Origin of the sequence: Bariatricus sp. SGI.154 (assembly GCF_050313795.1) — a bacterium.
Taxonomy (GTDB): Bacteria; Bacillota; Clostridia; order Lachnospirales; family Lachnospiraceae; genus CAMBRQ01.
This window is the reverse complement of sequence record NZ_JBNPMC010000050.1, coordinates 1-25185: the sequence shown is the minus strand read 5'-3', so window position 1 is coordinate 25185 and position 25185 is coordinate 1. Positions and strand designations below refer to the sequence as shown.

Here is a 25185-nt window from a genome sequence, read left to right as displayed (position 1 = left end):
CTTTGTCTGTCTCTCACGAGTCAGCCTAGATATAATATCATGGGTTGTATCCGTTTGTCAAGATGTTTTTTAAGTTTTTTTACTTTTTTCTACATCTTTTTTTCTGATACAATACATGGTATCTGCAACTCCATATAACCACTATATAGAAGTTAAATACGAAGTCATCTCTTAGCCATAAAAAACTGTCTGAAACTTTTTCCTGTCTCAGACAGCCATCACTGACTAAACGGAGAAAGAGGGATTTGAACCCTCGCGCCGGTTACCCGACCTACACCCTTAGCAGGGGCGCCTCTTCAGCCTCTTGAGTATTTCTCCAGCAGAAGTTATTATACTAGACCTCTTACTAGTTGTCAATCATTTTTTTCACTTTTTCAAAAAACCATTTGCAAACTATTTTCCTCTGTTTTATATTTTCTTCTTTATATAAAATGTGTACTAATTCTTTTTTCATATTGTGGTGTTTCCACTCCACCTTTACGTCCAGCTTCGATTCCTTCCAGCAGCCATGCCATATTCTGCGCCAGGGTTCTCATAGTCTGCAGCCCTTCGCCATCCTTACGTACATCATCTGGTGTGAATCCATGTACCTGATTCCAATACTGGGAACCAACAATATGCATGTTACTAATTCCAAAATACTTATTCAGCCGATCGAATGCGGCACTCACCCCACCTCTTCGACAGGAAACCACCGATGCAGTTAATTTTCCTGCCATACGGCTCTCGCTACAATAGAACAAACGGTCAAGGAAAGCATACCGTTGATTAATAGAATTTTACTCATAGTCTCATACATTTACAGGATGAACCGTCCTTATGCTCCTTCATTCCTGCATTTTCTCCACACATTAATTAATTGATTTTCCCAATTCATAAGCCTCTTTCAACTCTTGCTTTCCTTCTATATCTCCGACTTCCATGACACCGCTACAAAGGACTTTTCCAATACTCTTCCAACCGATATGTTTTTCCAGATGATCATACCAGAAGAGTGTTTCTTCGAATCCGCTGCCCTCTGCTGCCATAAGAAGTGCGCATTCTTTCTTCGGATTGCGGTAATTCGGATCACATTCAGCAACTGCGAACAAACGGTCAAAAGTACATTTGAGTTGCCCGCTCATTGTCCAGTAATAAAGCGGCGTTGCCAGGACAACGATATCTGCTTCTTTATAGACAGGATATATCTTATCCATATCATCCTTCTGAACGCAAGGACTATCCGGGTTCGCTCCCCCGCCAAAACATCCCTTGCATCCATGAATATTCATTTCGTCAAGAAAAAAATTTGTCACACTGTTTCCCATCATACTATAATTTTAACAAACATATTCCTATAAACAAGTACGCACATTCAAGTGCGATACTTACATACAGGTTTAATACTTACCTAAAGGAGAGTGTAAAATGAAAGAACGATGCATTGCCAGCGAATGCCTGAACGATACGGGATTCAGTTATACTTTATCTCTGATTAATGGGAAATATAAAATGACGATACTTTATACCTTGATGGAATTCAAGGTTGTTCGTTTTAATGAGATGAAGAAATATATCGGGAATATTTCTTATAAGACGTTGAGTTCTACTTTGAAGGAATTAGAAGCTGACCAGTTGGTTCATCGGGAAGAATATCCGCAGATTCCTCCTAAGGTAGAATATAGCCTTACGAATCGGGGAAAATCTTTGATTCCTATCTTGGATGGGATGTGTGAATGGGGACTGAATAATAGAATATAGCAGCAAAAATTATAGAGAGAATCATCAACACTGGTTCCCTCTATCTTGCTATTTTCATATCTTCATTATGGCTCTATATAATATTCTCACAAATCGTCTGCTGTATCCGTTCTTTTACAACCTGTGCTATCTCCGTTGTCTTCATATCCTTATATTCCTCATAATACATAGGCTCAAGGAAATGTACCTGAACTTTCACCGGGCTGATCGTATTTGTATCAAATGGCTTGAAAGAATCGATTAACGCTACCGGTACAATCGGACACTTTGCTTTCGTTGCTGCCTTGAAACTTCCGCCTTTAAAATTATGTACGTTATTTCCATCCTTTGAGCGTGTTCCTTCTGCAAATATCAAATAGTTTCTGCCATTTTTAACCTGATTCGTTACATCAATAATTACCTGCATTGCCTGACGGACATCTTCACGATCTAACGTATATGCCCTCATACAGGCAAATACTTGCTTCAGAAATGGGATATCTTTCACTTCTTTTTTTGCAACTACAGAAAACGGGCACGGGCATACATCCAGTATTGCCAGAACATCGTAAAGCCCCTGGTGATTGGGGAAGAACATGAAACCGTCTTCTTTAGGAATGTTCTCAACTCCGTGCGCATCTATAGTTACATTGCCGCCCTTATTCGCCCGGCGGCAGATAAACTTGAGCATCTTATAGTGTTCTTCTTCTGTGTATTTCTCCACATGGCTTGCATGGTAGCACAGTTTTATCCACATGTATGGGACAAGCAAGATATTTCGAAATACCATAAACAGTATTCTTTTCATTATCTTTGATACTCCTTAATCGCTGTCTCGTATAGATTATTCCCTTCACAATCGGCAACAACAATGACTGGGAAATTCTCTACCTCAAGTTTGCGAATTGCTTCTGTTCCAAGATCGTCGTAAGCAACAACTTCTGAAGACTTGATGCATTTGGAAAGCAATGCCCCTGCTCCGCCAACTGCTGCAAGATACACGCTTCCATTTCTTACGATTGCATCCAGCACTTCCGGGCTTCTCTTTCCTTTGCCGATCATAGCGGTTAATCCCAGATCGAGAAGTTTGGGTGCATAACGATCCATACGGCTGGCCGTCGTCGGTCCTGCAGAGCCGATTGGGCGTCCTTCTCTGGCTGGAGATGGTCCCATGTAGTAGATTGCCTGATCCACGATATCTATAGGAAGGGATTCTCCTTTAGCAAGTGCTTCATCCATACGCTTATGAGCGGCATCTCTTGCAGTATAAATCGTTCCGGTAATATAGATGTAGTCGCCTGCACGTAAGGTACGAGAGACCTCCTTTGTGATTGGTGCGGTGATGTGCTTATCCATGATTATACCTCCCTTATGATGTGTCTGTTCACGTGACAGCAGATGTTAATTCCAACCGGGAGTCCGGCAATGTGTGTTGGATAGGTATTTACATTTACAGCAAGAACTGTCGTTGTTCCGCCTAATCCGCCCGGTCCGATGCCGAGGTTGTTTATTTCTTCAAGCATCTCTTCTTCCAGATCTTTTACCCACGGGATATCGGAATGAGTTCCAACTTCTCTTGTTAGGGCTTCTTTTGCCATCAATGCACATTTCTCGAATGTGCCGCCGACTCCGACTCCGACTACCATCGGCGGACAGGCATTCGGACCGGCATCTTTTACCGCGGTCAGTATCGCATTCTTAACGCCTTCGATTCCATCAGCGGGTTTCAGCATGAATACACGGCTCATATTCTCGCTTCCGAACCCTTTCGGAGCAACTTTTATCTTTACTTTATCACCTTTTACTATACTATAATGGATTACTGCAGGAGTGTTATCTTTGGTGTTCTTACGGATGATCGGATCTCCTACCACAGATTTTCTTAAGAATCCTTCTACATATCCCTGACGGACACCTTCGTTGATTGCTTTTTCTAAGTCGCCTCCTTCAATATGCACATCCTGTCCGACTTCTAAGAAGATGACTGCCATTCCGGTATCCTGGCAGATGGGAATCATATCTTCGACCGCAATCTTAAGATTCTCCTGAAGTTGGTTAAGAATCTGCTTGCCAAGAGGGGCTTCCTCGGATTCGGTTGCCTTCTTCATGGCGATGTCCATGTCTTTGGATAGATAGTGGTTCGCTTCTATACACATCTCTTTGATGTTTTTCGTAATCTCATTTACGTCGATTGTACGCATCTCGTTCCTCCTGTGTCTACTGTATGACTTTACTACTTTATAGTATAATACAAAGTCGGGAGCAGGGCAATTGGGGACGGGGGTTTTTTCAATTTCCCCCGTCCCCAATTGGATTTGCCGTGTCCCTTTTTCGATTTGCCCTGTCCCTTTTTACTTATTAAGATATTCTTCAGCTGCCTTCTTAGCCATAATTCGTGAGTAATTGGCTTTTCTGAAATATATTCCTTCACTTTCTTCCTCTATATGCCTAAAATAACTGCGTATATCTTCTTCGATCCACTCTGTATCCCACTCGTAATCCTCCAGATTAATCTTAGCAATCTCCGGTGCTGCATCCCATGATGTGTGATACAGAAGATAGTAGATATCCTGCTCTTCCATATTTTCGGAATGAGCGATATTGTATCTGGTTATGATGGTATCCGGCCTTGAGAATGAGAATCCTATATATAGGACACTGACCACTGCCATAATGTAATGGAACAGGGGAAACTGTCTCTTATATATATTTACAATCACTCCCGACATGATCATCGTCAGCACAATTAAGAACCATAACACGAGGATTCTTAAAAAAGTAAGATGATATGCTCCAATGTAAAGGAACATCCGATAGCCTGCTGAAAAGATCATGATAAATGTACATCCGGAGATAACTGTCAGGATGATCTTCAGGATTCGATTCTCAGGAAATATATGCATACACAGCAGCACCATAACGAAATTAATAATGCTCACAAAAAGAAGTTCCCAGAATCCACCTCTTGCGTACTGTGCGTAAGTCATATTCTCAGGAAGCCCTGACTGCATCCCTATAAACAGGTACATGATCTGAATGGTACAATAGACCAGATAGATAACACTCACAATACTTGTAAATGTAATACCTATCACCGGATGGTAATATCTCATCTTCCGCTCTCTTCCCTCTGGAAAATTGTATTTGCATAAGGCAGAAAAAAAAGCATAGCAGAGTGTAAATCCTACTATAAATGTCAGACATATACCTAATATTGTCCCAAAGTTAATATATCTCAATATTTCTCCAAATAATCTGGAGAAAATAGCATCGGATTTCAACAAAAGCGGCAATATCACACTGAGTATTCCAATCGCTACTAAGAATCCAATGGCAACTGCCACAAGTGTACTGTTATTCTTTTGATCTTTATTCTTATTCAAATACCCTGCCCCATGCTGATAAGGATAAGGAATACACTGAAGCATTGTTCCGAATAGAATACAGATTCTCTTTAGATATGCCGGAAAGTTCCAGACAGAATCATTGTAAAACTGGTGTATCATGAATACAAAAAATAACAGCACAATACCTATCAGATTAAAAAAATGAAGAAAAAACGAAGTCGTAAACGCCGTCGATATCCCCAACAGAACCATTCCTATTATATAAGGATAAGAATATTTCCGTAACTGATAATGAATCTTCTTCATGAATTGTACTGCAAATACGATTGTCGCAACTACACAGATGGGAAATGTGATTCCAGACATATTCTTATAAAGACAGAATGTAAATATCAGCCCATATGCCAGACTTAGACCACCAAAGTACTTATAGTTTTCACTTATTTTCCAAATTAATTGATTTCCTTCTTTATGTTCATTCATGAAAAGCACCTCCTATTAAACAACCTTTAAAGAGTATGAAAATTTCCTGTTACAAAACCGATAGAGAATAACAAAATAAACGTATTATAGCAAAAACAAAATATGTCAAACATCCACAATACAATTAATATGCCTGGATTATGAATTCTAATATTTTTTATAAAATAAACAGGAATGAAAATTAGAATAAAAATTAGAAATACTTCATACACTCCTAATATCCATATATTATATATCTGAAATCCCCATATAGCGATTAGAAAAAGCAATAAAATCATTAATAATATACCAAAAATATTATTTTTCCTTTTCATTAGTCTTTCCTCCCAGTTCTCACTATTCTTCAAGTAATATACGTTCATTCCTCTTCATTCGAAATATATTCTATAATATCTCCCGGCTGGCATCTTAATTCCTTGCATATGGCTTCCAAGGTTGAAAATCGAATGGCTTTTGCCTTATTGTTCTTAAGAATCGACAGATTAGCCGGAGTAATATCTATCTTCCCCGCAAGTTCTGTCAGCCCGACTTTCCTCTGTGCCATTATAACATCAAGATTAATTCTTATTCCCACAATGACACCTCCTATATCGTTAGATCATTTTCTTCCTTATACTTCACTGCCTGAGCGAATACATGAGCCAGTACTTCGCTGAATAATGCTGCAATGAAGAAAACCAGGATGATAACTCCCGTTGCAGGAGTTGGAATAACACATAATTTAACTATGAACATGATTACAATACCCAGACTTAATACTGCCATTGCATTCAGACTTCTTACATTCTCATAGACAAAGCAGGACTCCTGCACAACCGTCTTCATCATCTTTCTAAGTTGGCTGATGATCATAATGCCAAATATTCCTGATACTCCGAATATTAGAAGCATGAAGAGAAAATGTTCGTTGATTGAACTTGAATAATACTGTCCCAGAAACCTCAAACTTAATGGAAGGGTAACGAATACTATGATTCCACTGAAAAACATAAAGTCCAATATATACTTTGTTAATTTTATAAATCTTTCGTTCATGAATAATCACATCCTTTATAGTTTTTTTGTGTTGATTTTTTTAACTATATCACATGTATTATTGAAATTCAATATATTTTTATCGTTTTTCGATATTTCACGTAATATTACTATTAAACGATAAATAATTCTTTTAAAATACCACATATTGATATAAAATATTAAAAAAGGGACAGGGAAAAATGAATTTGGGACACCCCTATTTTAATTTGGGACGGGGGAATTTGAAAAAACCCCCGTCCCCAACCGACGAAGGAGGTACTTTTATGACGACTAACATTAACATGGAACAATTAGAGAAGGACGCTGTTGACATTTTCCAGCAGGGATTCGCCTGTTCAGAGTCTGTGATTTATGCGATTCGGAAGCATTTTGAATTGGATATGTCTGACGATGCGATTGCTATGAGTTCTGGATTCCCTTGGGGACTTGGCGGAGGCGGATGTATCTGTGGTGCATTGGCCGGAGGCACGATGTGTATCGGATATTTCTTCGGACGTAAGACTCCTGGCGATCCTAAGATTAACAGATGCTTTGAACTTACGAATGAACTGCATGATTACTTTAAAGAGACTTGCGGCGGAACTTGCTGCCGTGTTCTTACAAGGGGCATGGAGAAGAATTCTCCGGAAAGAAAGGCTCAATGTGTAACTTTTGTAGCCGCTACAGTTAGAAAAGTGGCTGAAATTATTATCAGGGAACTTGAAAAAGACAATGCATAATATACATATATAAGATAAGGGCGGTCTCATACATTAATGAATATTAACTCAATTAATCGTAAGAACCGCCCCTATATATCCTAATATTTTTCTATTCTACGTGTATGTTTTTTAGTCTTTCTCTCGTAATTTATTCCACAAATTAACATAGAGTTTTTCCTCTAATAAATTATTCTTCTGTATTCTCTTCCGCGATATCTTCATCTATAACTATATCATTATCTTTAATATCGCTTTCTTGACTTTCTTCCTTATTAGCCTCAGATTCTTCAATATCAATCTCTCCCAAAGCCAACTTTCTCTTCTTCTCTTCCTTCTCTTCATCCCTGACTTTGGCAATACTTGCGACGATATTATCATCCGTCAGATTAATCAGCTTCACACCTGATGTAATACGTCCAAGAACGGAGATTCCCGAGCAAAGCATACGGATGATAATTCCTTCTGTATTGATGATCATGATCTCGTCATCTTCATCCACGGCCTTGATTCCCACAACGTTACCCGTCTTCTCGGTAATCTTATAGCATTTTACACCCTTACCGCCGCGGTTCTGGGCTGTGAATTCACTGATCAGAGTTCGCTTACCCATACCTTTTTCAGATACGATCAGAAGATCTGTGCCTTGAGTTACTAACTGCATACCAATGACTTCATCACGGTCCGCAAGATTGATTCCTCTCACACCCATAGAAGTTCTTCCGGTAGCCCTTACATCATCTTCTTCAAAACGGATACACTGTCCGTATTTGGTAGCAAGAAGAATCTCCTGATTACTGTCTGTAAATTTCACTTCGATCAATTCATCATCTTCACGAAGAGTAATTGCAGCAAGACCTGTCTTGCGGACATTCATATATTCACGCAAGGATGTCTTCTTAATCAGTCCCTTCTTCGTTGCCATTACAAGATATGCATCATCACGGTAATACTCGATTGGTATCACTGCGCTGATTTTCTCTCCCGGCATCAATTGAAGGAGGTTAATGATTGCTGTTCCTCTTGCGGTACGGCTTGCTTCCGGTATCTCATATCCCTTCAGACGGTATACACGTCCTTTATTCGTAAAGAACATAATATAGTGGTGCGTATTGGACATGAATAACTCTTCTACGTAATCTTCATCCAATGTCTGCATACCCTTGATACCTTTTCCGCCACGATTCTGTGCCTTGAATGTATCATCAGACATTCTCTTAATATAACCAAGTTTTGTCATTGTAATGACTACATCTTCCTTTGGAATCAAATCTTCCATAGAGATATCGAATTCGTCGAATCCAATGGAAGTCCTTCTTTCGTCACCATATTTGTCACGGATGATAATAATCTCTTCTTTAATCACGCCAAGCAATAACTTACGATCAGCCAGAATCGCTCTCAATCTGCTGATCTGCTCCATTAATTCGTTATATTCTTTCTCCAGTTTCTCTCTTTCCAAACCGGTCAGAGCACGAAGACGCATATCTACGATTGCCTGAGCCTGGACATCGGATAAACCGAATCTCTCCATCAATTCAGACTTGGCAATCTGAACCGTCTGAGAACCTCTGATAATCCGAATGACTTCATCGATATTATCAAGAGCGATTAATAATCCCTCTAAGATATGAGCTCTCTCTTCTGCTTTATTCAGTTCATATTTCGTACGGCGTGTTACAACCTCTTCCTGATGCAGCAAATAGTAATTCAGCATCTCCAGAAGATTCATAACCTTCGGCTGATTATCTATTAACGCAAGCATAATCACGCCAAATGTGTCCTGAAGCTGAGTATGCTTATATAACTGATTCAGAATGACATTCGCATTCACATCTCTTCTTAATTCGATAACGACACGCATACCTTCACGGCTGGACTGGTCACTTAGATCTGTAATTCCATCAATCTTCTTATCTCTTACCATCTCGGCAATCTTCTCGATCAACCTTGCCTTATTCACCATATATGGAAGTTCTGTTACGATAATTCTGCTCTTTCCATTCGGCATAGTCTCAATGTCAGTAATTGCACGGACACGAATCTTGCCCCGTCCGGTACGATATGCTTCTTCGATTCCTCTCGTTCCAAGGATCATACCACCAGTTGGAAAATCAGGTCCTTTAATGATATGAAGAATCTCTTCGATTGTAGTCTCTTCTTTATCCTCAATCTGATCATCAATGATCTTCACAACTGCATTAATCACCTCGCGCAGATTATGAGGAGGAATATTGGTAGCCATACCTACGGCAATACCGGAAGTTCCATTCACCAGAAGATTCGGGAATCTTGCCGGCAGTACTGTCGGCTCTTTCTCTGTCTCATCAAAGTTCGGTACAAAATCAACGGTATCTTTATTGATATCTGCCGTCAATTCCATAGATATCTTACTTAATCTTGCCTCCGTATAACGCATAGCGGCTGCGCCGTCTCCGTCTACAGAACCAAAGTTCCCGTGTCCGTCAACCAGTGGATATCTGGTAGACCATTCCTGCGCCATGTTAACCAATGCACCATAGATAGAACTGTCACCGTGAGGGTGATATTTACCCATGGTATCGCCGACGATACGGGCACATTTTCTATGCGGCTTGTCCGGACCGTTGTTCAGTTCGATCATGGAATAGAGGATTCTACGCTGAACGGGTTTTAATCCATCTCTTACATCTGGCAATGCACGGGAGGCGATAACACTCATGGCATAATCGATATAGGAGGTTTCCATTGTTTTCTTAAGATCCACTTCATGGATTTTATCAAAAATATTATCTTCCATTTATCTATCCTCCTATACGTCAAGGTTCTTTACATATTTTGCATTTTCTTCGATGAATTCCCGTCTTGGCTCTACCTTATCACCCATAAGTGTAGTAAATGTAAGATCCAATTCGGAAGTTGTCTCTTCATCCATGGTGACACGGAGTAAGATTCTGTGTTCCGGATCCATGGTTGTATCCCAGAGCTGCTCTGCATCCATCTCTCCAAGACCTTTATAACGCTGAATCTTGTTATTGCCGTCACGTCCCACTTCTTTCAGAATTCTATCTAACTCTTCATCGCTGTATGCATACCATACCTTCTTATTCTTCTCCAACTTGTATAATGGCGGCTGTGCCAGATATACATAGCCTTCTTTGATCAGATCAGGCATAAAACGATATAAGAATGTTAATAATAGAGTACTGATATGAGCGCCATCAACGTCGGCATCCGTCATGATAATGATCTTATGATAACGGAGTTTGGAGATATCAAAATCATCATGGATACCTGTACCAAAAGCGGTAATCATAGCCTTAATCTCAGCATTACCATATATCTTATCAAGTCTTGCCTTTTCTACATTTAAGATTTTACCACGGAGCGGCAGGATTGCCTGAGTTGCACGGTCTCTTGCCGTCTTAGCAGAACCACCCGCGGAATCTCCCTCTACGATGTAGATCTCGCAGTTCTTCGGATCTTTGTCTGAACAGTCTGCTAATTTTCCCGGAAGAGACATACTGTCTAATGCAGATTTTCTTCTGGTAAGATCTCTTGCCTTTCTTGCGGCTTCTCTTGCACGCTGCGCCATAACAGATTTTTCAATCGTCATCTTCGCAACCGCAGGATTCTGCTCCAGATAGATCTCTAACTGCTTGCTTACAATACTGTCAACTGCACCTCTTGCCTCGCTATTGCCAAGTTTCTGCTTCGTCTGTCCTTCAAACTGAGGATCTTCGATCTTAACACTGATGATTGCAGTCAGACCTTCTCTGATATCCTCACCGGACAGATTCGGCTCACTTTCTTTTAATAATTTATTCTTTCTTGCATAATCGTTAAATGTCTTCGTTAACGCATTACGGAAACCTACAACATGTGTTCCACCTTCCGGAGTCGTAATATTATTAACGAATCCATAAGTATTATCGCTATAAGAATCATTATGCTGCATTGCAACTTCAACAGCCACATTATTTACCATACCTTCACAGTAGATAATATCTTCATACAACGCAGTCTTGCTCTTATTAAGATAAGTTACGAATTCCTTAATACCACCTTCATAGTGGAATGTCTTTTCGATAGGCTTATCTTCCGGTCTGTCATCCCGAAGTACAATCTTAAGACCTCTGGTTAAGAATGCCATCTCACGGAAACGCTGTTTTAAGATATCATATTCGAAGACAGTTTCTTCAAATATCGTATCATCCGGAAGGAATGTTACCTTTGTTCCTGTCTTTCCAGGTTCACAATCCCCAATCACAGCAAGTTTCTGCATAACTTTTCCACGTTCATAACGCTGCTTATATATCTTTCCTTCATGGAATATCTCAACTTCCAGCCAATTAGACAGTGCATTCACAACCGAAGCTCCTACTCCATGAAGTCCGCCGGATACTTTATATCCTCCACCGCCGAATTTTCCCCCGGCATGAAGTACGGTAAATACGACCTCTACCGCCGGAAGCCCTGCTTTATGGTTGATTCCTACCGGAATACCCCTTCCATTATCAAGAACTGTAACAGAATTATCTTTATTAATTGTTACAAAGATGGTATCGCAAAAACCTGCCAATGCCTCATCAACAGAATTATCCACAATCTCATATACGAGATGATGGAGTCCACGGGCTGAAGTACTTCCGATGTACATACCAGGTCTTTTTCTAACTGCTTCAAGACCTTCTAATATCTGAATCTCATCCGCACCATATTCATGCTGTACCTTTTCTGTGCTCATTCTCATCCTCCTAGTTTTCATTCGTTACCTGTCCATTCTGGACATGAAACACTTTATTTATAGAAAAACAATGATTTACAAAATCCTCTACCCCTGTACAGGTAATAAGCGTCTGTATATCATGAATGCTATCTAGTAAATAGTTTTGCCTATGTTTATCAAGTTCAGACAACACATCATCAAGTAATAAAACAGGCGTATCGTGTATTGCCTGTTTTACTAATTCAATCTCAGAGAGTTTTAAAGAAAGCGCCGCAGTCCTCTGCTGTCCCTGTGATCCAAACCGTCTGATATCCAGGTCTCCGACCATGAAGCAGATATCATCCCTGTGCGGACCTACCGACGTACTCTTTATTCGCAGATCTCTTTCTCTGTTTTTGGCTAGTGCTTGTTCTAACGTAAGATTCCCATTGCTGGGTTCATAGATTACTTGAATGTCTTCTCTGTCACCGGTTAACTTTTTGTGAATAGAAGAAATGATTTCGTTAATCTCTTTGATAAATTCTTTTCTTCTATTTATTATTTTAGTACCATATTGAATTAATTGCAATTCCCATATATCTAATGTATCCATCAGATTACCTGATTGACCCATCCACATGTCTTTTAGAAGACGGTTTCTCTGATTAACGATTCTGTTATAATTCGTCAGGTTATTCAGATACACTTTATCAAGCTGGGATAATTCCAGATCTATGAATCTTCTTCTCTCTGCAGGACCATTTTTTATAATATTCAAATCCTCCGGAGAGAAGAATACAAGATTCACAATTCCGAATAATTCACTTGCTTTTCGAATTGGCAACTTATTGATCGCAATTCCTTTTGGACTGTTCTTTTTCAGATGCATATCCAGTTGATATTCAATTTGGTTCTTCTCCACAACCGCCTCTATATGGGATTCCTCCTGACCAAACTGGATCATATCCTTGTCTTTGGCTCCGCGGTGAGACTTAGTTGTGCCGGAAAGATATACTGCCTCTAATATGTTGGTTTTTCCTTGTGCATTGTCACCATAGAAGATATTAGCAGCATGATCAAAATCAAGTTTTAAAAGATCATAATTTCTAAAATTCTTTAGTTTTAAAGATTTAATCTTCAATTCTTATTTCTTCCCCATCAAATATTACGATATCTCCGGCATATAGTTTGCGCCCTCTTCTTGTGTCTGTTTCACCATTTACAAGGACGAGCCCTTCCTGTATCACCTCTTTGGCTTCTACTCCGGATTCTACCAGGCCAGCGGCCTTTAGAGCCTGGCCTAGTTTTATATAATCTTCTCTTAGTCTTATATATTCCATCTTTAGATCTCCTTATGATACTGCGTTGAAGTTCACTGGCAGAATCAGGTATATATAACTTTCTTCATCATCCTTTATGAAGCATGGTGCTTTTGCATTCATCAGGTATAGGGTTACTTCTTCGTCATCTATAACTCTGAGTGCATCGATCAGGAACTTCGGATTGAATCCGATCAGAAGGTCTTTTCCTTCTTTGGTGATAAATATCTCTTCATTCATAGAGCCTATCTGAGACTTAATCTTAAGTTCCATGATCTCATCGCCGATATTGATGATAATTGGCTTCTTATCCCCTTCTTTTACCAGAAGAGTTGCTCTGTCGATACAGTTCAATAATTCTTTCTTGTTAATTCTGACTTTGGTATCGTAATCGCTGGACAGCATCTGATCGATTCTGAAATATTCCCCTTCAATCAGTCTGGATACCACGATTGTATTATCGAATTCAAACACGATATGGTTATTCGTGTAAGAGATGCTTACCATGCTCTCTGCTTCACCTGAAAGAATCTTACTTACCTCCATCAGAGTCTTGCCAGGTACGACTAATTTCTTATCGCTTACCTGATCTTTTAATTCAATCTTGCGGATTGAGATTCTGTGACCGTCAAGAGATACCACTCTTAGAACGTTGTCTTTTATCTCGAATAATTCTCCAGTCATTAATTTGTTGCTTTCGTTATCAGCGATGGAGAAGATGGTCTGTCTAATTACTTCTTTCAGAGTAAACTGAGAGATTTCGATAGACTCTTCCTTTTCGATGATGGGAAGATAGGAGAATTCTTCTCCCGGCTTTCCTGAGATATCGAATTTCGCTTTCTCGCAGGTAATGACTGTCTGAAGATTCTCGTTCGTTTCTATGGTAATCTCATTGTCAGGTAACTTACGTACAATCTCTGAGAATATCTTTGCATCAATGGCAATCATGCCTCTGTCAACGATATCTCCTTCAATCTCCGTCTGGATTCCAAGTTCCATATCATTCGCTGTTAACTTTATAATATCATTTGTAGCATCAATCAAGATACATTCTAAGATAGGCATTGTGGTCTTAGATGGAACAGCTTTGGATACAATGCTGACTCCTTTCACCAGATTTGCCTTGTTGCAAATTATCTTCATGTGTATAACTCCTTTCGTGGCGCAAAATATAAATATATATTAAATATTTCCGTCTTCTTCTTATTAGGGGCTGTGGAAAAGAGGAAAACTGCTTTCAAGCCTCTATTTATCAAGGTTTTCGGATTTAAAATCTCTGTGGATTGTTTTGTATTTGTATGTGGATGTGTTGGTGATAACTTGTCTTATTTCACTTTTTTATTTCTTTAAAAATGAATTTCCCCGGCTTTTCTTCAAGTTATCCATAAGTTGTCCACATACTTATTCACATTATGCCGGATTGATCTTCTTTGTAATAATATTAATCGTATTATGAAGTGTCTCGTCTTTTTCAATCTCGCGTTCGATCTTTTCTACTCCGTATTTGACAGTAGAGTGATCTTTGCCGCCAAGTATCAGACCGATTGCCTGTAAAGGAGTCTCTGTCATATGGCGTATCAGGTACATGGTAATCTGTCTTGGAACGCTGATCTTGGCACTTCTTTTGTTTCCTTTTAGATCAGCGATTGTAATGCCGAAGTGTTCGGATACTATATCCAGAATAAGTTCCGGGGTTACCTGCCTATTATTATAGGAAGAAATAATATCTTTTAGTGCTTCGGCTGCAAGATTAATATCAATCGTGCCGGCATTATTAAGTTTATAGAGAGCAATCAGTTTATTAAGAGAGCCTTCCAGTTCACGAATGTTCGTCTTAACATTCTCTGCAATATATTTGAGAACATCTTTTGGAATGTTATATTTCTCCAGATGGTCTAATTCAATCTTCTTCTGAAGGATCGCCATACGTGTCTCATAATCCGGTGATGATATGTCTGCAATCAATCCCCATTCGAACCGGGTACGAAGTCTTGCCTCTAAGGTTTCGATATCCTTCGGAGGCTTATCACTGGATATGATAATCTGTTTTCCGGAGGTATGTAGATGATTGAAAGTATGGAAGAATTCTTCCTGGGTACTTTCCTTTCCTATAATAAATTGGATATCATCAATTAGAAGAACGTCGTTATTACGATATTTGTCACGAAACTTTGACATGGCTGATTCATTGCCTGCAGTCTTACCGTTCTTCAATGCTTCGATCAGTTCGTTGGTGAATGTCTCACTTGTTACATATAATACTTTCTTCTTCGCATTCTTATCTAATATGAAATGTGCAATTGAATGCATCAGATGGGTCTTGCCAAGTCCAACACCTCCATATAAGAAGAGAGGATTGTACACTTCACCTGGTGATTCGGCTACAGCGAGCGAAGCTGCATGAGCGAAATTATTGTTACCGCCTACAACGAAGGTATCAAAAGTATACTTAGGATTCAGTCCTGCTTTTTCAGCAGCAGTCTTCGTTCTCTTCTTATTAGTAGCTTCAATTGACATACTCTGTATCTCATTCAGCCTGTCATCATCCTCTGATATAAAAACAACTTCGAATTCAATATCAGTGATCTCTGCAATGCAGACCTTAAGAGGAAGAAGATACTTCTTCTCGATATACTCGACGCTGGCATTCATATTTACCAATATAAATACAGTATTATCAACAACATCATATACTTTTAAAGGCTGTATCCATGTTGTAAACGATACGTTGGATAATTCGTGTTCTATTCTTAGATGCTCGATAATCTCCGGCCATTTTTCCTGTACAATGTTCATTACAATAAACTCCTAATCTGTCCAATTCATGGATATTCCAACAATAACCCACTCTTTACTATTCTACATCAAAATATTGATTTAAGCAATCTCTAATCATTGTGGATAACTTTATTCACAGTTTAAAAATGCGAATATAGGGTGGTTGAACTGAAAAAAATATTTATATCCACATGTTATCCACGTAAAATCCACAACTTATCCACAAAATGTGGAAAACCTGTGGATAAATAAATGTAACAGTTCAGCCCGCGCCATTCGCAAAACGCATCTGCGATGCTTCTCCGCTGCTACGCAGCTCTTTTTGCTCATAAAATGGCGCTCTGCTCATAAGCCGGATTGTGTGTTCATTCATGCAAGCATGATTCGCCCACAATCCGGCTTATGGCTGAACTGTTACAAATAAATTTAGAAAAATCCAGGATTTGCTTGACGTATCGCCATTTTTTTAATATAATCAAAAACGACGTCTTTAGGTAAAAAGTGGGGGAGACCCTTATAAAATATAAGGAGGTGGATATCTATGAAAATGACATTCCAGCCAAAAAAGAGACAGAGAGCTAAGGTTCATGGATTTAGATCTAGAATGAGCACAGCAGGTGGAAGAAAAGTACTTGCAAGCAGAAGAGCAAAAGGAAGAAAGAGATTATCAGCGTAGGCCGCATATATGTGGCCTTTTCTTCTATAAAAAAAAGTTTTTTTGGGAGAAAAAATAATGAAATATTCCGAATCATTGAAAAAAAATAAGGATTTCCAGAGAGTTTATAAAAATGGGACATCCTATGCGAATAAGTATCTGGTGATGTATGTAATGGAGAATCATACCAGTCAGAACCGATTAGGAATATCTGTAAGTAAAAAAGTAGGCAACAGTATAGTACGGCACAGATTAACAAGATTAATCAGAGAAAGCTATAGATTGCAAGAAGACAGATTCAGATGTGGATTAGATATAGTTGTGATAGCAAGAATAGGCGCTAAAGGTAAGAATTATAAAGAGATTGACAGCGCAATGCTCCATCTGGGTCATCTTCATGAAATTATAGATTAGAGGTAACGTATTATGAAAAAGATTCTGTTAGGATTCATTAAGTTCTATCAGAAGTATCTATCCGGGCTAAAAGGTTATTCTACCTGCATTTATTATCCAACATGTTCTCAGTACGCGGTTGAAGCAATTGAAAAATATGGTGCATTAAAGGGTGGACTCCTGGCAGCGTGGAGAATACTGCGTTGTAATCCGTTTGCCAAGGGCGGGTATGATCCTGTTCCTTAAAAAGAATGACTGCAATAATGGAGGAGAAAATTATGACAATGAGTTTGCTGACCGCAGCTAACTGGCCAATTGTCGGACAGATCTGCTGGATATTAGGTAAAGTAATGAACTTTATTTATTCAGTATTAGATAGTGTGTTACCGACAGATAACGGACTGGTAGGATTATCAATTATCATCTATACGATTCTGGTGTATATGCTTATGATGCCGCTTACGATTAAGCAGCAGAGAACATCTAAGATGACTGCTGTAATCAATCCAGAAGTTCAGGCAATCCAGAAAAAATATCGTAACAAGAAGGATCAGGCTTCTATGATGAAGCAGCAGGAAGAAGTACAGCAGGTATATGATAAGTATGGAACTTCTATGACAGGTGGATGTCTTCCAATGTTAATACAGATGCCATTACTTTTTGCACTGTACCCGGTTATCTATGATATGCAGAGATATGTACCGGCAATCAAAGATGCACCGGCTGCAGTCAATAGATTTATTACGATTCCTGACCTTGCACAAGCACCAATTAGCATGATTAAAAATGCTGGTTCTTATAGTCTGCCAGCAGCGGCAATTATAGTTACAGCAGTACTTTTGCCTGTACTTTCAGGTCTGACACAATATATCAGTATTAAACTGTCTCAGGCAATTTCAGGACAGCAGCTTGATAAAGATAATCCGATGGCAAGCACTATGAATACGATGAATGTTACGATGCCTATTTTCTCTATCTTCATGGTATTCACACTGCCGACAGGTATTGGTCTTTACTGGATTGTCAGTGCGGTAGTACGTTGTGTACAGCAGATAATCATTAATAAGCATCTCTCTAAGATGTCTATCGAAGAATTAATTGAGAAGAATAAAGAGAAGGCAGAAGAGAAGAAGAGAAAGCGTGGAGAAAAGGCTGAGAAGATCAATCAGATGGCTCAGACGAACACAAGAAGCATTAAGGATTCCGCAAAACGTAATACTTCCGGTATGAGTGAGAAGGAAAGAGAAGAGAAGATTGCAAAAGCAAAAGCGAATGCAAATAATGCAAAGGCGGGAAGCCTTGCATCAAAAGCAAATATGGTTAAGAAATTTAATGAGAATGATTAGGGGGCGCTATTCATGGACTACATTACCGTATCAGCAAGAACATTGGATGATGCAATTACAGAGGCATTGATCCAGTTAAGCGTAACAAGTGATAATCTGGATTATATCGTAATCGAAAAAGGAAGCGAAGGATTCTTAGGAATCGGAAGAAAACAGGCTGTTATCAAAGCCCGCAGAAAAGTAGAAGTTGTAGAGGAAGAGCCTGAGATCGAGATTCCAAAAGTAAGCCTTTCTGAAGAAAAGGAACCTGTGAAAAAAGAGCATGTTAAGAAAGATCATCCGAAGAAAGAACATGCTAAGAAAGATTATAAGAAACAGGATAATAAAAAGCAGGATTCAAAAAAGAAGGAATATAAACCTGAGACAGATAAGAAACATGTTGTAAAAGAGAAGAAGGAAGCACCTGTAGCAGAAAAGAAAGAAATAGAACTTGCAAAAGTTGAAAGCCAGACAATCGAAGCATGTGAGAAATTCATCTATGATGTATTAAAAGCAATGGATATGACAGATGTAAAGGTTACATCCCATATAGATGAAGAAGGAGCTCTTTCCATTGATATGGAAGGAAGCAACATGGGAATCCTGATTGGAAAACGTGGACAGACACTTGATTCTCTCCAGTATCTGACTAACAGAGTTGCGAATAAGATGCAGGATGGATATGTTCGTGTCAAACTTGATACAGAGGATTATAGAAGAAGAAGAAAAGAAACTCTTGAGAATCTTGCAAAGAACATTGCAAGTAAAGTAAAGAGAACAAGAAGAACCGTATCTTTGGAGCCTATGAATCCATATGAAAGAAGAATTATCCACTCAGCATTACAGTCTGACCCGGGAGTATCCACACATAGCGAGGGTGAAGAGCCTTACAGAAGAGTTGTAGTAACTCTGGTACGTAACAGATAGAATAAAGAAGTATGATCCTAAGATAAAAAGAATGGTATAACATAGATATATCATTCTTTTTATTGTATTACCGATCATTGGGAAGGAACTGCCAGTGGAAGGTAATTTGGATTAGATGATATTTGATGGTAACATATTGAGTAAATAAAGGTAGAGGAGAAGTTGTATGAATCATTGTTATGACAGTACAATCGCTGCTATATCAACTGCAATGAGCAATTCCGGAATCGGAATCGTAAGAATGAGTGGTCCGAAAGCAGTGGAAATCGTGGACAGGGTATACAGAGGAAAGAAAGAAAAGAAACTTTCAGATCAAAAGTCTCATACAATTCATTATGGATATATCGTAGATGGAAACGATACAGTTGACGAAGTTCTTGTGATGCTGATGCGTGGTCCGCATAGTTATACAGGAGAAGATACTGTAGAGATCAATTGCCATGGTGGAGTCTATATTGTAAAAAGAATTCTGGAAATACTGATAAAGAATGGTGCAAGACCGGCAGAGCCGGGGGAATTCACGAAAAGAGCATTCTTGAATGGACGACTGGATCTGTCTCAGGCAGAAGCTGTCGGAGATCTGATTACTTCTCAGAATGAATATGCATTACAGAGTTCTATCAATCAGTTAAAAGGTAATGTTAAGAAAAAAATTAATGAAATAAGAAAGAAAATAATTTACCATACAGCATTTATCGAGACAGCATTAGATGATCCGGAACATATTAGTGTCGATGGATATGGAGAAGAATTAAGAATCGTAGTAGATGATCTTCTTAAAGAAATAAAATCATTACTGGATACTTGTGATGATGGAAGAATTATTAAAGAAGGGATACAGACGGTTATCTTAGGAAAGCCAAATGCAGGAAAGTCTTCGTTATTGAATGTATTGATTGGGGAAGACAGAGCAATCGTTACCGATATTGCAGGTACGACCAGAGATGTTTTAGAAGAGCATATTAACCTGCAGGGGATATCTTTGAATATCATGGATACGGCAGGAATCAGAGATACGAAAGATATTGTAGAAAAGATTGGCGTAGATAAGGCAAAAAGCCAGGCTGGTAAAGCAGATCTTATCATATATGTGATAGACGCCTCTTCTCCTCTGGATGAAAATGACAATGAGATATTAAGTTTAATTCAGGGAAAAACATCGATTATCTTGCTAAATAAGTCAGATTTAGATATGATAGTAACGAAGCAGGAAGTAGAAAAAGCATATTTTGCAAGTAATCTTGCAAAAAAGGAAAATGAAACTGAGAAAGAAAATAGTTTCAATGTGCCAATTATCGAGGTTTCAGCCAAAAATCAACAAGGTATAGATGAATTGGAGAATACTTTGAAAAATATGTTTTTTGCAGGAAATCTTTCGTTTAACGATGAGATTTATATAACGAACGTACGACACAAGACAGCACTTCAAGACGCTGATACTGCATTGCAGAAAGTAATTGAAAGTATTGATGCCGGAATGCCGGAAGACTTTTATTCCATTGATCTGTTGGATGCTTATGAGTCTTTGGGCAATATTACCGGTGAAACGATGGGAGAAGATTTGGTCAATGAGATATTCAGCAAATTCTGTATGGGTAAATAATGATGTATATGATGTAGTAGTAATCGGAGCAGGACATGCAGGTTGTGAGGCAGCTCTGGCGACAGCAAGGCTAGGATTCAGAACGATTGTATTCACAGTAAGCGTGGACAGTATTGCATTGATGCCATGTAATCCGAATATTGGAGGAAGTTCGAAAGGTCATCTGGTAAGAGAGTTAGATGCACTGGGAGGAGAGATGGGCAAGGTCATTGACCGGACATTCATTCAGTCGAAGATGCTGAATAAGTCAAAAGGACCGGCAGTTCATTCACTCCGTGCACAGGCAGATAAGGCGCATTACAGTCGTACCATGCGTCAGGTGTTAGAGAATCAGGAGAACCTGGAGATTAAACAAGCAGAGGTTGTCAATATTCTGACTGAAGATGGAAAAGTGACTGGCGTGCAGACATTTTCAGGAGCAATTTATCATTGCAGGGCAGTAATCCTTTGTACAGGTACTTATTTAAGATCAAGGTGTATCTATGGGGATGTAAGCAATAATACCGGACCAAATGGGCTTCAGGCAGCGAATCATCTTACCGATTGCCTGAAGGAATTAGGGATTAAGATGTATCGGTTTAAGACGGGAACTCCGGCAAGAATTGATAAGAATACCGTGGATTTTAGTAAGATGGAAGAACAGGTCGGAGATGAGAGAGTGGTTCCGTTCTCATTTACCACGAATCCGGAGGATGTACAGATTGATCAGGTGTCCTGCTGGCTGACATATACGAATACGAAGACGCATGATATTATCAGGGCGAATCTGGATCGTTCGCCTCTATTTTCAGGTATGATAGAGGGTACAGGTCCAAGATACTGTCCTTCCATAGAAGATAAAGTGGTAAAATTCGCAGACAAGGACAGGCATCAGGTATTTATCGAACCTGAGGGATTGGAAACTAATGAGATGTATATCGGAGGCATGTCCAGTTCCTTACCGGAAGACGTTCAATATGCCATGTACCGGACGGTTCCGGGACTTGAAAATGTACGAATTGTGAGAAATGCATATGCAATAGAGTATGACTGTATTGATGCAAGGCAGTTGAAGCCATCATTAGAATTCCGTGAAATTGAAGGTCTTTTTAGCGGAGGACAGTTCAATGGAAGTTCTGGTTACGAGGAAGCAGCTGCACAAGGGTTGGTAGCAGGAATCAATGCTGCAAGGAAATTGCAGGAAAAAGAACCGCTGATACTGGACCGTTCAGAGGCATATATAGGCGTACTTATCGATGATCTGGTAACCAAAGAAAGCCATGAGCCATATCGAATGATGACATCCAGGGCCGAATATAGGCTCCTTCTGAGACAGGATAATGCGGATCAGAGACTGACGAAAAAGGGATATGAGATAGGATTGATTTCCGAAGAAAGATATCAGAAACTTCTTAAAAAAGAGGAATTAATCCAGTCAGAGATTGAAAGGCTGAAACATACGAATATAGGAACAACTGAGAAAGTACAAACTTTGTTAGAATCTTGTGGAAGTACTCCATTGTCATCAGGATCTTCCCTGGCAGAATTAATCAGACGCCCGGAATTATCCTATGAAGTGTTAGAAGAGATTGATGAAAAGAGACCTGAATTGCCTGCAGAGTTGGCAGAAGAAGTAATACAGCAGGTAGATATCTCGATCAAATATGATGGATATATCAGCAGGCAGAAAAAGCAGGTAGAGCAGTTTAAAAAGTTAGAGAATAAACGCATCCCGGATCATATAGACTATGATGCTGTGAAGAGTCTCCGCATTGAAGCGGTACAGAAATTAAAAGAATATCGTCCAATCTCTATCGGTCAGGCATCACGTATATCAGGGGTGTCACCGGCGGATATATCGGTATTGCTGGTGTATCTGAGTGGAGGACATTGAGGTTAATTCAAAGTTGAAATATAGGAAATAGTGAATGAGTATGTATTCTCAGAGAATAGATAAAAATATAGTAAATGGAGAATAAATATGGGGCATATATTAGATGACAGATTTAATGAATTAGGATTTCAGATAGATGAAAAGCAAAGAGAACAGTTTGATACTTTCTATTCTATGCTTGTAGAATGGAATAAAGTAATGAATCTTACTGGAATTACGGAATATGAAGAAGTTGTCATGAAGCATTTTGTAGATAGCCTTTCTATCGTAAATGTTCTGGATATGAATCAAGTCCATACAGTAATTGATATAGGTACAGGTGCAGGTTTTCCTGGAATTCCGTTAAAGATTGCATTCCCTCATCTTAAAGTGACATTGTTGGATTCTCTGAATAAGCGTATTAAATTCCTGAATGCTGTTATTGAGGAATTAGGGCTTGAGGATATTCATACAATTCATGGCAGGGCAGAAGACTATGCAAGGCAGGCGGATTACCGTGAGAAATATGATATATGTGTATCAAGAGCAGTGGCGAATCTCGCAACTTTATCAGAATATTGCTTGCCATATATACGGTTAGGGGGTATATTTGTGTCTTATAAGTCTGGTGATATTGAAGAAGAATTAGGGGATTCTAAGAAGTCTATCAGTATCTTGGGTGGGAAACTTGATGATGTTGTGAAGTTCCAGTTACCGGGGACTGATATTAGCAGATCTTTTGTGAAGATATCGAAGGTAAAGGAGATTGGGAAGAAATATCCTCGGAAGGCGGGATTGCCGGCGAAGGAGCCGTTGCGGTGAATTTGAATTTTTTTAGAAATTTTTTTAAGGTGTACGGTGTAAAGATGAATCAGGGTGTTTGAGATGTCGGAGGTCGGCGTTCCAAACACCCTGATTCATCCTTACACCTGGTAACACTAATGTGGAAAAATTTTATTAGTGGAGATTCTGGGGAGGTGTGTGGACGGGAGTTTGTGATGGGGGATAATGTTTTTTTATTAGATGTATGAGTTTAAAGTGGGGATTGAATTGAAAGTATGGGTGGAAAGTGATGTTGAATAGAATATGTGAATGGATGTGAGTATTGGATAGAATTTGAATTTATGTAAGTAATTGGCGCAGAAGAGAGCGAAGCCTCGGAAAAACCTATAGCTCCTCTCTCTTCAGTAACCAATAACTAAAATTAAATCCTAAAATTCATCTCCCAAAAACACATTTACCTGTTCCACGAATTCATTGGTATTCTCTAACTGTGGAAGATATTTTGTATTATCCATTTCTGTTATCTCTATAGAAGGAAGAATATCTTTATATTTTCCAGCAATTTCAATACCATTAGGAATTCCATTACCTACTATCAAATATACACTATTAGTTAATGAGGAGAGGCAATGGCGAATGTTAATAGTAGTATAATGTCCGCACAAACTTGCAAATAAGTATTTAGATGATGCGTTTCCAACATGAGCAGTTTCGTAATAAGTATCTATAGTATTCTTTTCAATCTTTTCGCTGCTGTAATAATATTTTGTTATAAAAAGTTCTTCAATAGTATCTTTTCTAGTTAGAATATTATATAAAAATGTACCAATAATAGGAAGATTAATGAATTTTGATACTATCTTTGTACGTTTAGTTGGAATTTTGGATAATAACCTAATATCCAACGGGTTAACTAATATAATCTTTCCAATGATAGATGGATCATTATGACATGCCGCCACTGCAAATGCGCTGGATTCTCCGGTAGCGATGATATCAGTTTTATCTCCAATAACATGTTTGATAAAATCACTAATCAGTTGTACGTATAAATAATTTGTATATGTCAGATTAGGCTTATCAGATTTTCCACAGCCAAGTAAATCAATACAATAAACGGTATTCGTCTTGGCTAATTCAGTTACGGTTTTATGCCATTCATAGCCTGAACTGAAGGTCGTCAGGTCGTGAATAAGAAGAATAGGACTGCCTTTTCCCCTTGTTGTATAGTATATTTTTCCGAATTTCCATTCATAATAAGAACCAGATGGATTGCTTAATAGATTATCTAACGTCGCTGAAAAATATATATATTTGTTTATCAGATGTATTGTGAATGTTGATGCGCCTATTAATGTAATTCCAGTTGCAAGTTTCTTTTTCCAACTCATATTTACACCTCATTTCATGTAAGTTGATTAATTATTTATACTTTATTATTATACTACATATCAAAAATGATGTAAATGTTTCACGTGAAACATGATATATGGAAGGTAACAGTTCAGCCATAAGCCGGATTGTGGGCAAATCATGCTTGCATGAATGAACACACAATCCGGCTTATGAGCAGAGCGC

The 25185-nt window shown here is 38.8% G+C and carries 25 protein-coding genes and 1 tRNA gene; 10 read left to right on the top strand and 16 right to left on the bottom strand.

Translation table 11 applies throughout. The annotated features are described in order from the left end of the window. Window positions 1-230 precede the first annotated feature (230 nt). The 3 genes from ACQRBN_RS16115 to ACQRBN_RS16105 form a co-directional block, all read right to left on the bottom strand. Window positions 231-318: transfer RNA gene (locus tag ACQRBN_RS16115), tRNA-Ser, on the bottom strand. Between the two features lie 104 nt (window positions 319-422). After that, window positions 423-719 carry a flavodoxin family protein gene (locus tag ACQRBN_RS16110; protein WP_427740071.1) on the bottom strand — a complete coding sequence of 99 codons (297 nt, stop codon included), beginning with the start codon at window positions 717-719 and terminating at the stop codon, window positions 423-425. A gap of 132 nt (window positions 720-851) precedes the next feature. Continuing rightward, a complete protein-coding gene (locus tag ACQRBN_RS16105; RefSeq protein ID WP_427740070.1) occupies window positions 852-1295 on the bottom strand; it encodes a flavodoxin family protein in 444 nt (147 codons plus the stop codon). A gap of 112 nt (window positions 1296-1407) precedes the next feature. Here ACQRBN_RS16105 and ACQRBN_RS16100 point away from each other — a divergent pair, with 112 nt between their 5' ends. Beyond that, window positions 1408-1740 carry a winged helix-turn-helix transcriptional regulator gene (locus tag ACQRBN_RS16100; RefSeq protein ID WP_427740069.1) on the top strand — a complete coding sequence of 111 codons (333 nt, stop codon included), beginning with the start codon at window positions 1408-1410 and terminating at the stop codon, window positions 1738-1740. A gap of 73 nt (window positions 1741-1813) precedes the next feature. On the opposite strand, the gene ACQRBN_RS16095 is transcribed toward ACQRBN_RS16100, so the two are convergent. From ACQRBN_RS16095 to ACQRBN_RS16070, 6 genes are all read right to left on the bottom strand, one after another. Then, window positions 1814-2527, bottom strand: a complete 714-nt coding sequence (locus ACQRBN_RS16095; RefSeq protein ID WP_427740068.1) for a lysophospholipid acyltransferase family protein — start codon at window positions 2525-2527, stop codon at window positions 1814-1816. Further along, entirely contained in the window at window positions 2527-3075 is a 549-nt protein-coding gene (locus ACQRBN_RS16090; RefSeq protein WP_427740067.1) for a Fe-S-containing hydro-lyase, read from the bottom strand. The genes ACQRBN_RS16095 and ACQRBN_RS16090 overlap by 1 nt, the downstream gene beginning before the upstream one ends. A 2-nt stretch (window positions 3076-3077) precedes the next feature. Then, window positions 3078-3920 carry a fumarate hydratase gene (locus ACQRBN_RS16085; RefSeq protein ID WP_427740066.1) on the bottom strand — a complete coding sequence of 281 codons (843 nt, stop codon included), beginning with the start codon at window positions 3918-3920 and terminating at the stop codon, window positions 3078-3080. A gap of 150 nt (window positions 3921-4070) precedes the next feature. Next, a complete protein-coding gene (locus tag ACQRBN_RS16080) occupies window positions 4071-5549 on the bottom strand; it encodes a DUF4153 domain-containing protein (protein ID WP_427740065.1) in 1479 nt (492 codons plus the stop codon). A gap of 358 nt (window positions 5550-5907) precedes the next feature. Beyond that, a complete protein-coding gene (locus ACQRBN_RS16075) occupies window positions 5908-6123 on the bottom strand; it encodes a helix-turn-helix domain-containing protein (RefSeq protein ID WP_427740064.1) in 216 nt (71 codons plus the stop codon). Between the two features lie 11 nt (window positions 6124-6134). Then, a complete protein-coding gene (locus tag ACQRBN_RS16070; protein WP_427740063.1) occupies window positions 6135-6584 on the bottom strand; it encodes a DUF2975 domain-containing protein in 450 nt (149 codons plus the stop codon). Window positions 6585-6850: 266 nt separating this feature from the next. Between ACQRBN_RS16070 and ACQRBN_RS16065 the strand changes: the two genes are divergently transcribed. Beyond that, window positions 6851-7306: a C-GCAxxG-C-C family protein gene (locus ACQRBN_RS16065; RefSeq protein WP_427740062.1), complete on the top strand. Its 456-nt coding sequence runs from the start codon at window positions 6851-6853 to the stop codon at window positions 7304-7306. Window positions 7307-7475: 169 nt separating this feature from the next. Here ACQRBN_RS16065 and gyrA read toward each other — a convergent pair whose 3' ends face one another. The 6 genes from gyrA to dnaA all read right to left on the bottom strand — a co-directional run bounded on the left by gyrA (window position 7476) and on the right by dnaA (window position 16087). After that, window positions 7476-10064, bottom strand: coding sequence for a DNA gyrase subunit A (gene gyrA, locus ACQRBN_RS16060; protein ID WP_427740061.1), 2589 nt, complete (start codon window positions 10062-10064; stop codon window positions 7476-7478). A 12-nt stretch (window positions 10065-10076) separates the two neighbouring features. After that, complete coding sequence (gene gyrB / locus ACQRBN_RS16055) at window positions 10077-12011, bottom strand: DNA topoisomerase (ATP-hydrolyzing) subunit B (RefSeq protein WP_427740060.1); 1935 nt, start codon at window positions 12009-12011, stop codon at window positions 10077-10079. Between the two features lie 10 nt (window positions 12012-12021). Continuing rightward, a complete protein-coding gene (gene recF, locus ACQRBN_RS16050; protein ID WP_427740059.1) occupies window positions 12022-13113 on the bottom strand; it encodes a DNA replication/repair protein RecF in 1092 nt (363 codons plus the stop codon). Beyond that, complete coding sequence (locus ACQRBN_RS16045) at window positions 13103-13312, bottom strand: RNA-binding S4 domain-containing protein (protein ID WP_427740058.1); 210 nt, start codon at window positions 13310-13312, stop codon at window positions 13103-13105. The genes recF and ACQRBN_RS16045 overlap by 11 nt, the downstream gene beginning before the upstream one ends. A gap of 12 nt (window positions 13313-13324) precedes the next feature. Then, complete coding sequence (dnaN, locus tag ACQRBN_RS16040; RefSeq protein WP_427740057.1) at window positions 13325-14434, bottom strand: DNA polymerase III subunit beta; 1110 nt, start codon at window positions 14432-14434, stop codon at window positions 13325-13327. Window positions 14435-14701: 267 nt separating this feature from the next. Then, window positions 14702-16087: a chromosomal replication initiator protein DnaA gene (dnaA, locus tag ACQRBN_RS16035; protein WP_427740055.1), complete on the bottom strand. Its 1386-nt coding sequence runs from the start codon at window positions 16085-16087 to the stop codon at window positions 14702-14704. Between the two features lie 523 nt (window positions 16088-16610). Here dnaA and rpmH point away from each other — a divergent pair. The 8 genes from rpmH (at window position 16611) to rsmG (ending at window position 23646) form a co-directional block, all read left to right on the top strand. Beyond that, complete coding sequence (gene rpmH / locus ACQRBN_RS16030; protein WP_004607108.1) at window positions 16611-16745, top strand: 50S ribosomal protein L34; 135 nt, start codon at window positions 16611-16613, stop codon at window positions 16743-16745. 57 nt (window positions 16746-16802) lie between these two features. Then, a complete protein-coding gene (gene rnpA / locus ACQRBN_RS16025) occupies window positions 16803-17138 on the top strand; it encodes a ribonuclease P protein component (RefSeq protein ID WP_427740054.1) in 336 nt (111 codons plus the stop codon). A 12-nt stretch (window positions 17139-17150) separates the two neighbouring features. Continuing rightward, a complete protein-coding gene (yidD, locus tag ACQRBN_RS16020) occupies window positions 17151-17363 on the top strand; it encodes a membrane protein insertion efficiency factor YidD (protein WP_427740053.1) in 213 nt (70 codons plus the stop codon). 32 nt (window positions 17364-17395) lie between these two features. Next, entirely contained in the window at window positions 17396-18463 is a 1068-nt protein-coding gene (locus ACQRBN_RS16015) for a YidC/Oxa1 family membrane protein insertase (RefSeq protein WP_427740052.1), read from the top strand. Window positions 18464-18475: 12 nt separating this feature from the next. Next, on the top strand, window positions 18476-19369 hold the full coding sequence (gene jag / locus ACQRBN_RS16010) for an RNA-binding cell elongation regulator Jag/EloR (protein WP_427740051.1): 894 nt from the start codon (window positions 18476-18478) through the stop codon (window positions 19367-19369). A gap of 166 nt (window positions 19370-19535) precedes the next feature. After that, window positions 19536-20972 (top strand): tRNA uridine-5-carboxymethylaminomethyl(34) synthesis GTPase MnmE, encoded by a 1437-nt coding sequence (mnmE, locus tag ACQRBN_RS16005; protein ID WP_427740050.1) that lies wholly within the window; start codon window positions 19536-19538, stop codon window positions 20970-20972. Then, entirely contained in the window at window positions 20938-22845 is a 1908-nt protein-coding gene (gene mnmG / locus ACQRBN_RS16000) for a tRNA uridine-5-carboxymethylaminomethyl(34) synthesis enzyme MnmG (protein ID WP_427740049.1), read from the top strand. The genes mnmE and mnmG overlap by 35 nt, the downstream gene beginning before the upstream one ends. Window positions 22846-22932: 87 nt before the next feature. Further along, window positions 22933-23646, top strand: a complete 714-nt coding sequence (rsmG, locus tag ACQRBN_RS15995; RefSeq protein ID WP_427740047.1) for a 16S rRNA (guanine(527)-N(7))-methyltransferase RsmG — start codon at window positions 22933-22935, stop codon at window positions 23644-23646. A 389-nt stretch (window positions 23647-24035) separates the two neighbouring features. Here rsmG and ACQRBN_RS15990 read toward each other — a convergent pair whose 3' ends face one another. Beyond that, window positions 24036-24998, bottom strand: coding sequence for an alpha/beta fold hydrolase (locus ACQRBN_RS15990; RefSeq protein WP_427740046.1), 963 nt, complete (start codon window positions 24996-24998; stop codon window positions 24036-24038). Window positions 24999-25185: the final 187 nt, after the last annotated feature.

Bases quoted from the DNA above. Each gene is read 5' to 3' on its own strand.
- ACQRBN_RS16110 (WP_427740071.1), bottom strand. From the start codon at position 719: ATGGCAGGAAAATTAACTGCATCGGTGGTTTCCTGTCGAAGAGGTGGG.
- ACQRBN_RS16100 (WP_427740069.1), top strand. From the start codon at position 1,408: ATGAAAGAACGATGCATTGCCAGCGAATGCCTGAACGATACGGGATTC.
- ACQRBN_RS16095 (WP_427740068.1), bottom strand. From the start codon at position 2,527: ATGAAAAGAATACTGTTTATGGTATTTCGAAATATCTTGCTTGTCCCA.
- ACQRBN_RS16090 (WP_427740067.1), bottom strand. From the start codon at position 3,075: ATGGATAAGCACATCACCGCACCAATCACAAAGGAGGTCTCTCGTACC.
- ACQRBN_RS16085 (WP_427740066.1), bottom strand. From the start codon at position 3,920: ATGCGTACAATCGACGTAAATGAGATTACGAAAAACATCAAAGAGATG.
- ACQRBN_RS16080 (WP_427740065.1), bottom strand. From the start codon at position 5,549: ATGAATGAACATAAAGAAGGAAATCAATTAATTTGGAAAATAAGTGAA.
- ACQRBN_RS16070 (WP_427740063.1), bottom strand. From the start codon at position 6,584: ATGAACGAAAGATTTATAAAATTAACAAAGTATATATTGGACTTTATG.
- ACQRBN_RS16065 (WP_427740062.1), top strand. From the start codon at position 6,851: ATGACGACTAACATTAACATGGAACAATTAGAGAAGGACGCTGTTGAC.
- gyrA (WP_427740061.1), bottom strand. From the start codon at position 10,064: ATGGAAGATAATATTTTTGATAAAATCCATGAAGTGGATCTTAAGAAA.
- gyrB (WP_427740060.1), bottom strand. From the start codon at position 12,011: ATGAGCACAGAAAAGGTACAGCATGAATATGGTGCGGATGAGATTCAG.
- ACQRBN_RS16045 (WP_427740058.1), bottom strand. From the start codon at position 13,312: ATGGAATATATAAGACTAAGAGAAGATTATATAAAACTAGGCCAGGCT.
- dnaN (WP_427740057.1), bottom strand. From the start codon at position 14,434: ATGAAGATAATTTGCAACAAGGCAAATCTGGTGAAAGGAGTCAGCATT.
- dnaA (WP_427740055.1), bottom strand. From the start codon at position 16,087: ATGAACATTGTACAGGAAAAATGGCCGGAGATTATCGAGCATCTAAGA.
- rpmH (WP_004607108.1), top strand. From the start codon at position 16,611: ATGAAAATGACATTCCAGCCAAAAAAGAGACAGAGAGCTAAGGTTCAT.
- rnpA (WP_427740054.1), top strand. From the start codon at position 16,803: ATGAAATATTCCGAATCATTGAAAAAAAATAAGGATTTCCAGAGAGTT.
- yidD (WP_427740053.1), top strand. From the start codon at position 17,151: ATGAAAAAGATTCTGTTAGGATTCATTAAGTTCTATCAGAAGTATCTA.
- ACQRBN_RS16015 (WP_427740052.1), top strand. From the start codon at position 17,396: ATGACAATGAGTTTGCTGACCGCAGCTAACTGGCCAATTGTCGGACAG.
- jag (WP_427740051.1), top strand. From the start codon at position 18,476: ATGGACTACATTACCGTATCAGCAAGAACATTGGATGATGCAATTACA.
- mnmE (WP_427740050.1), top strand. From the start codon at position 19,536: ATGAATCATTGTTATGACAGTACAATCGCTGCTATATCAACTGCAATG.
- mnmG (WP_427740049.1), top strand. From the start codon at position 20,938: ATGAGATATTCAGCAAATTCTGTATGGGTAAATAATGATGTATATGAT.
- rsmG (WP_427740047.1), top strand. From the start codon at position 22,933: ATGGGGCATATATTAGATGACAGATTTAATGAATTAGGATTTCAGATA.
- ACQRBN_RS15990 (WP_427740046.1), bottom strand. From the start codon at position 24,998: ATGAGTTGGAAAAAGAAACTTGCAACTGGAATTACATTAATAGGCGCA.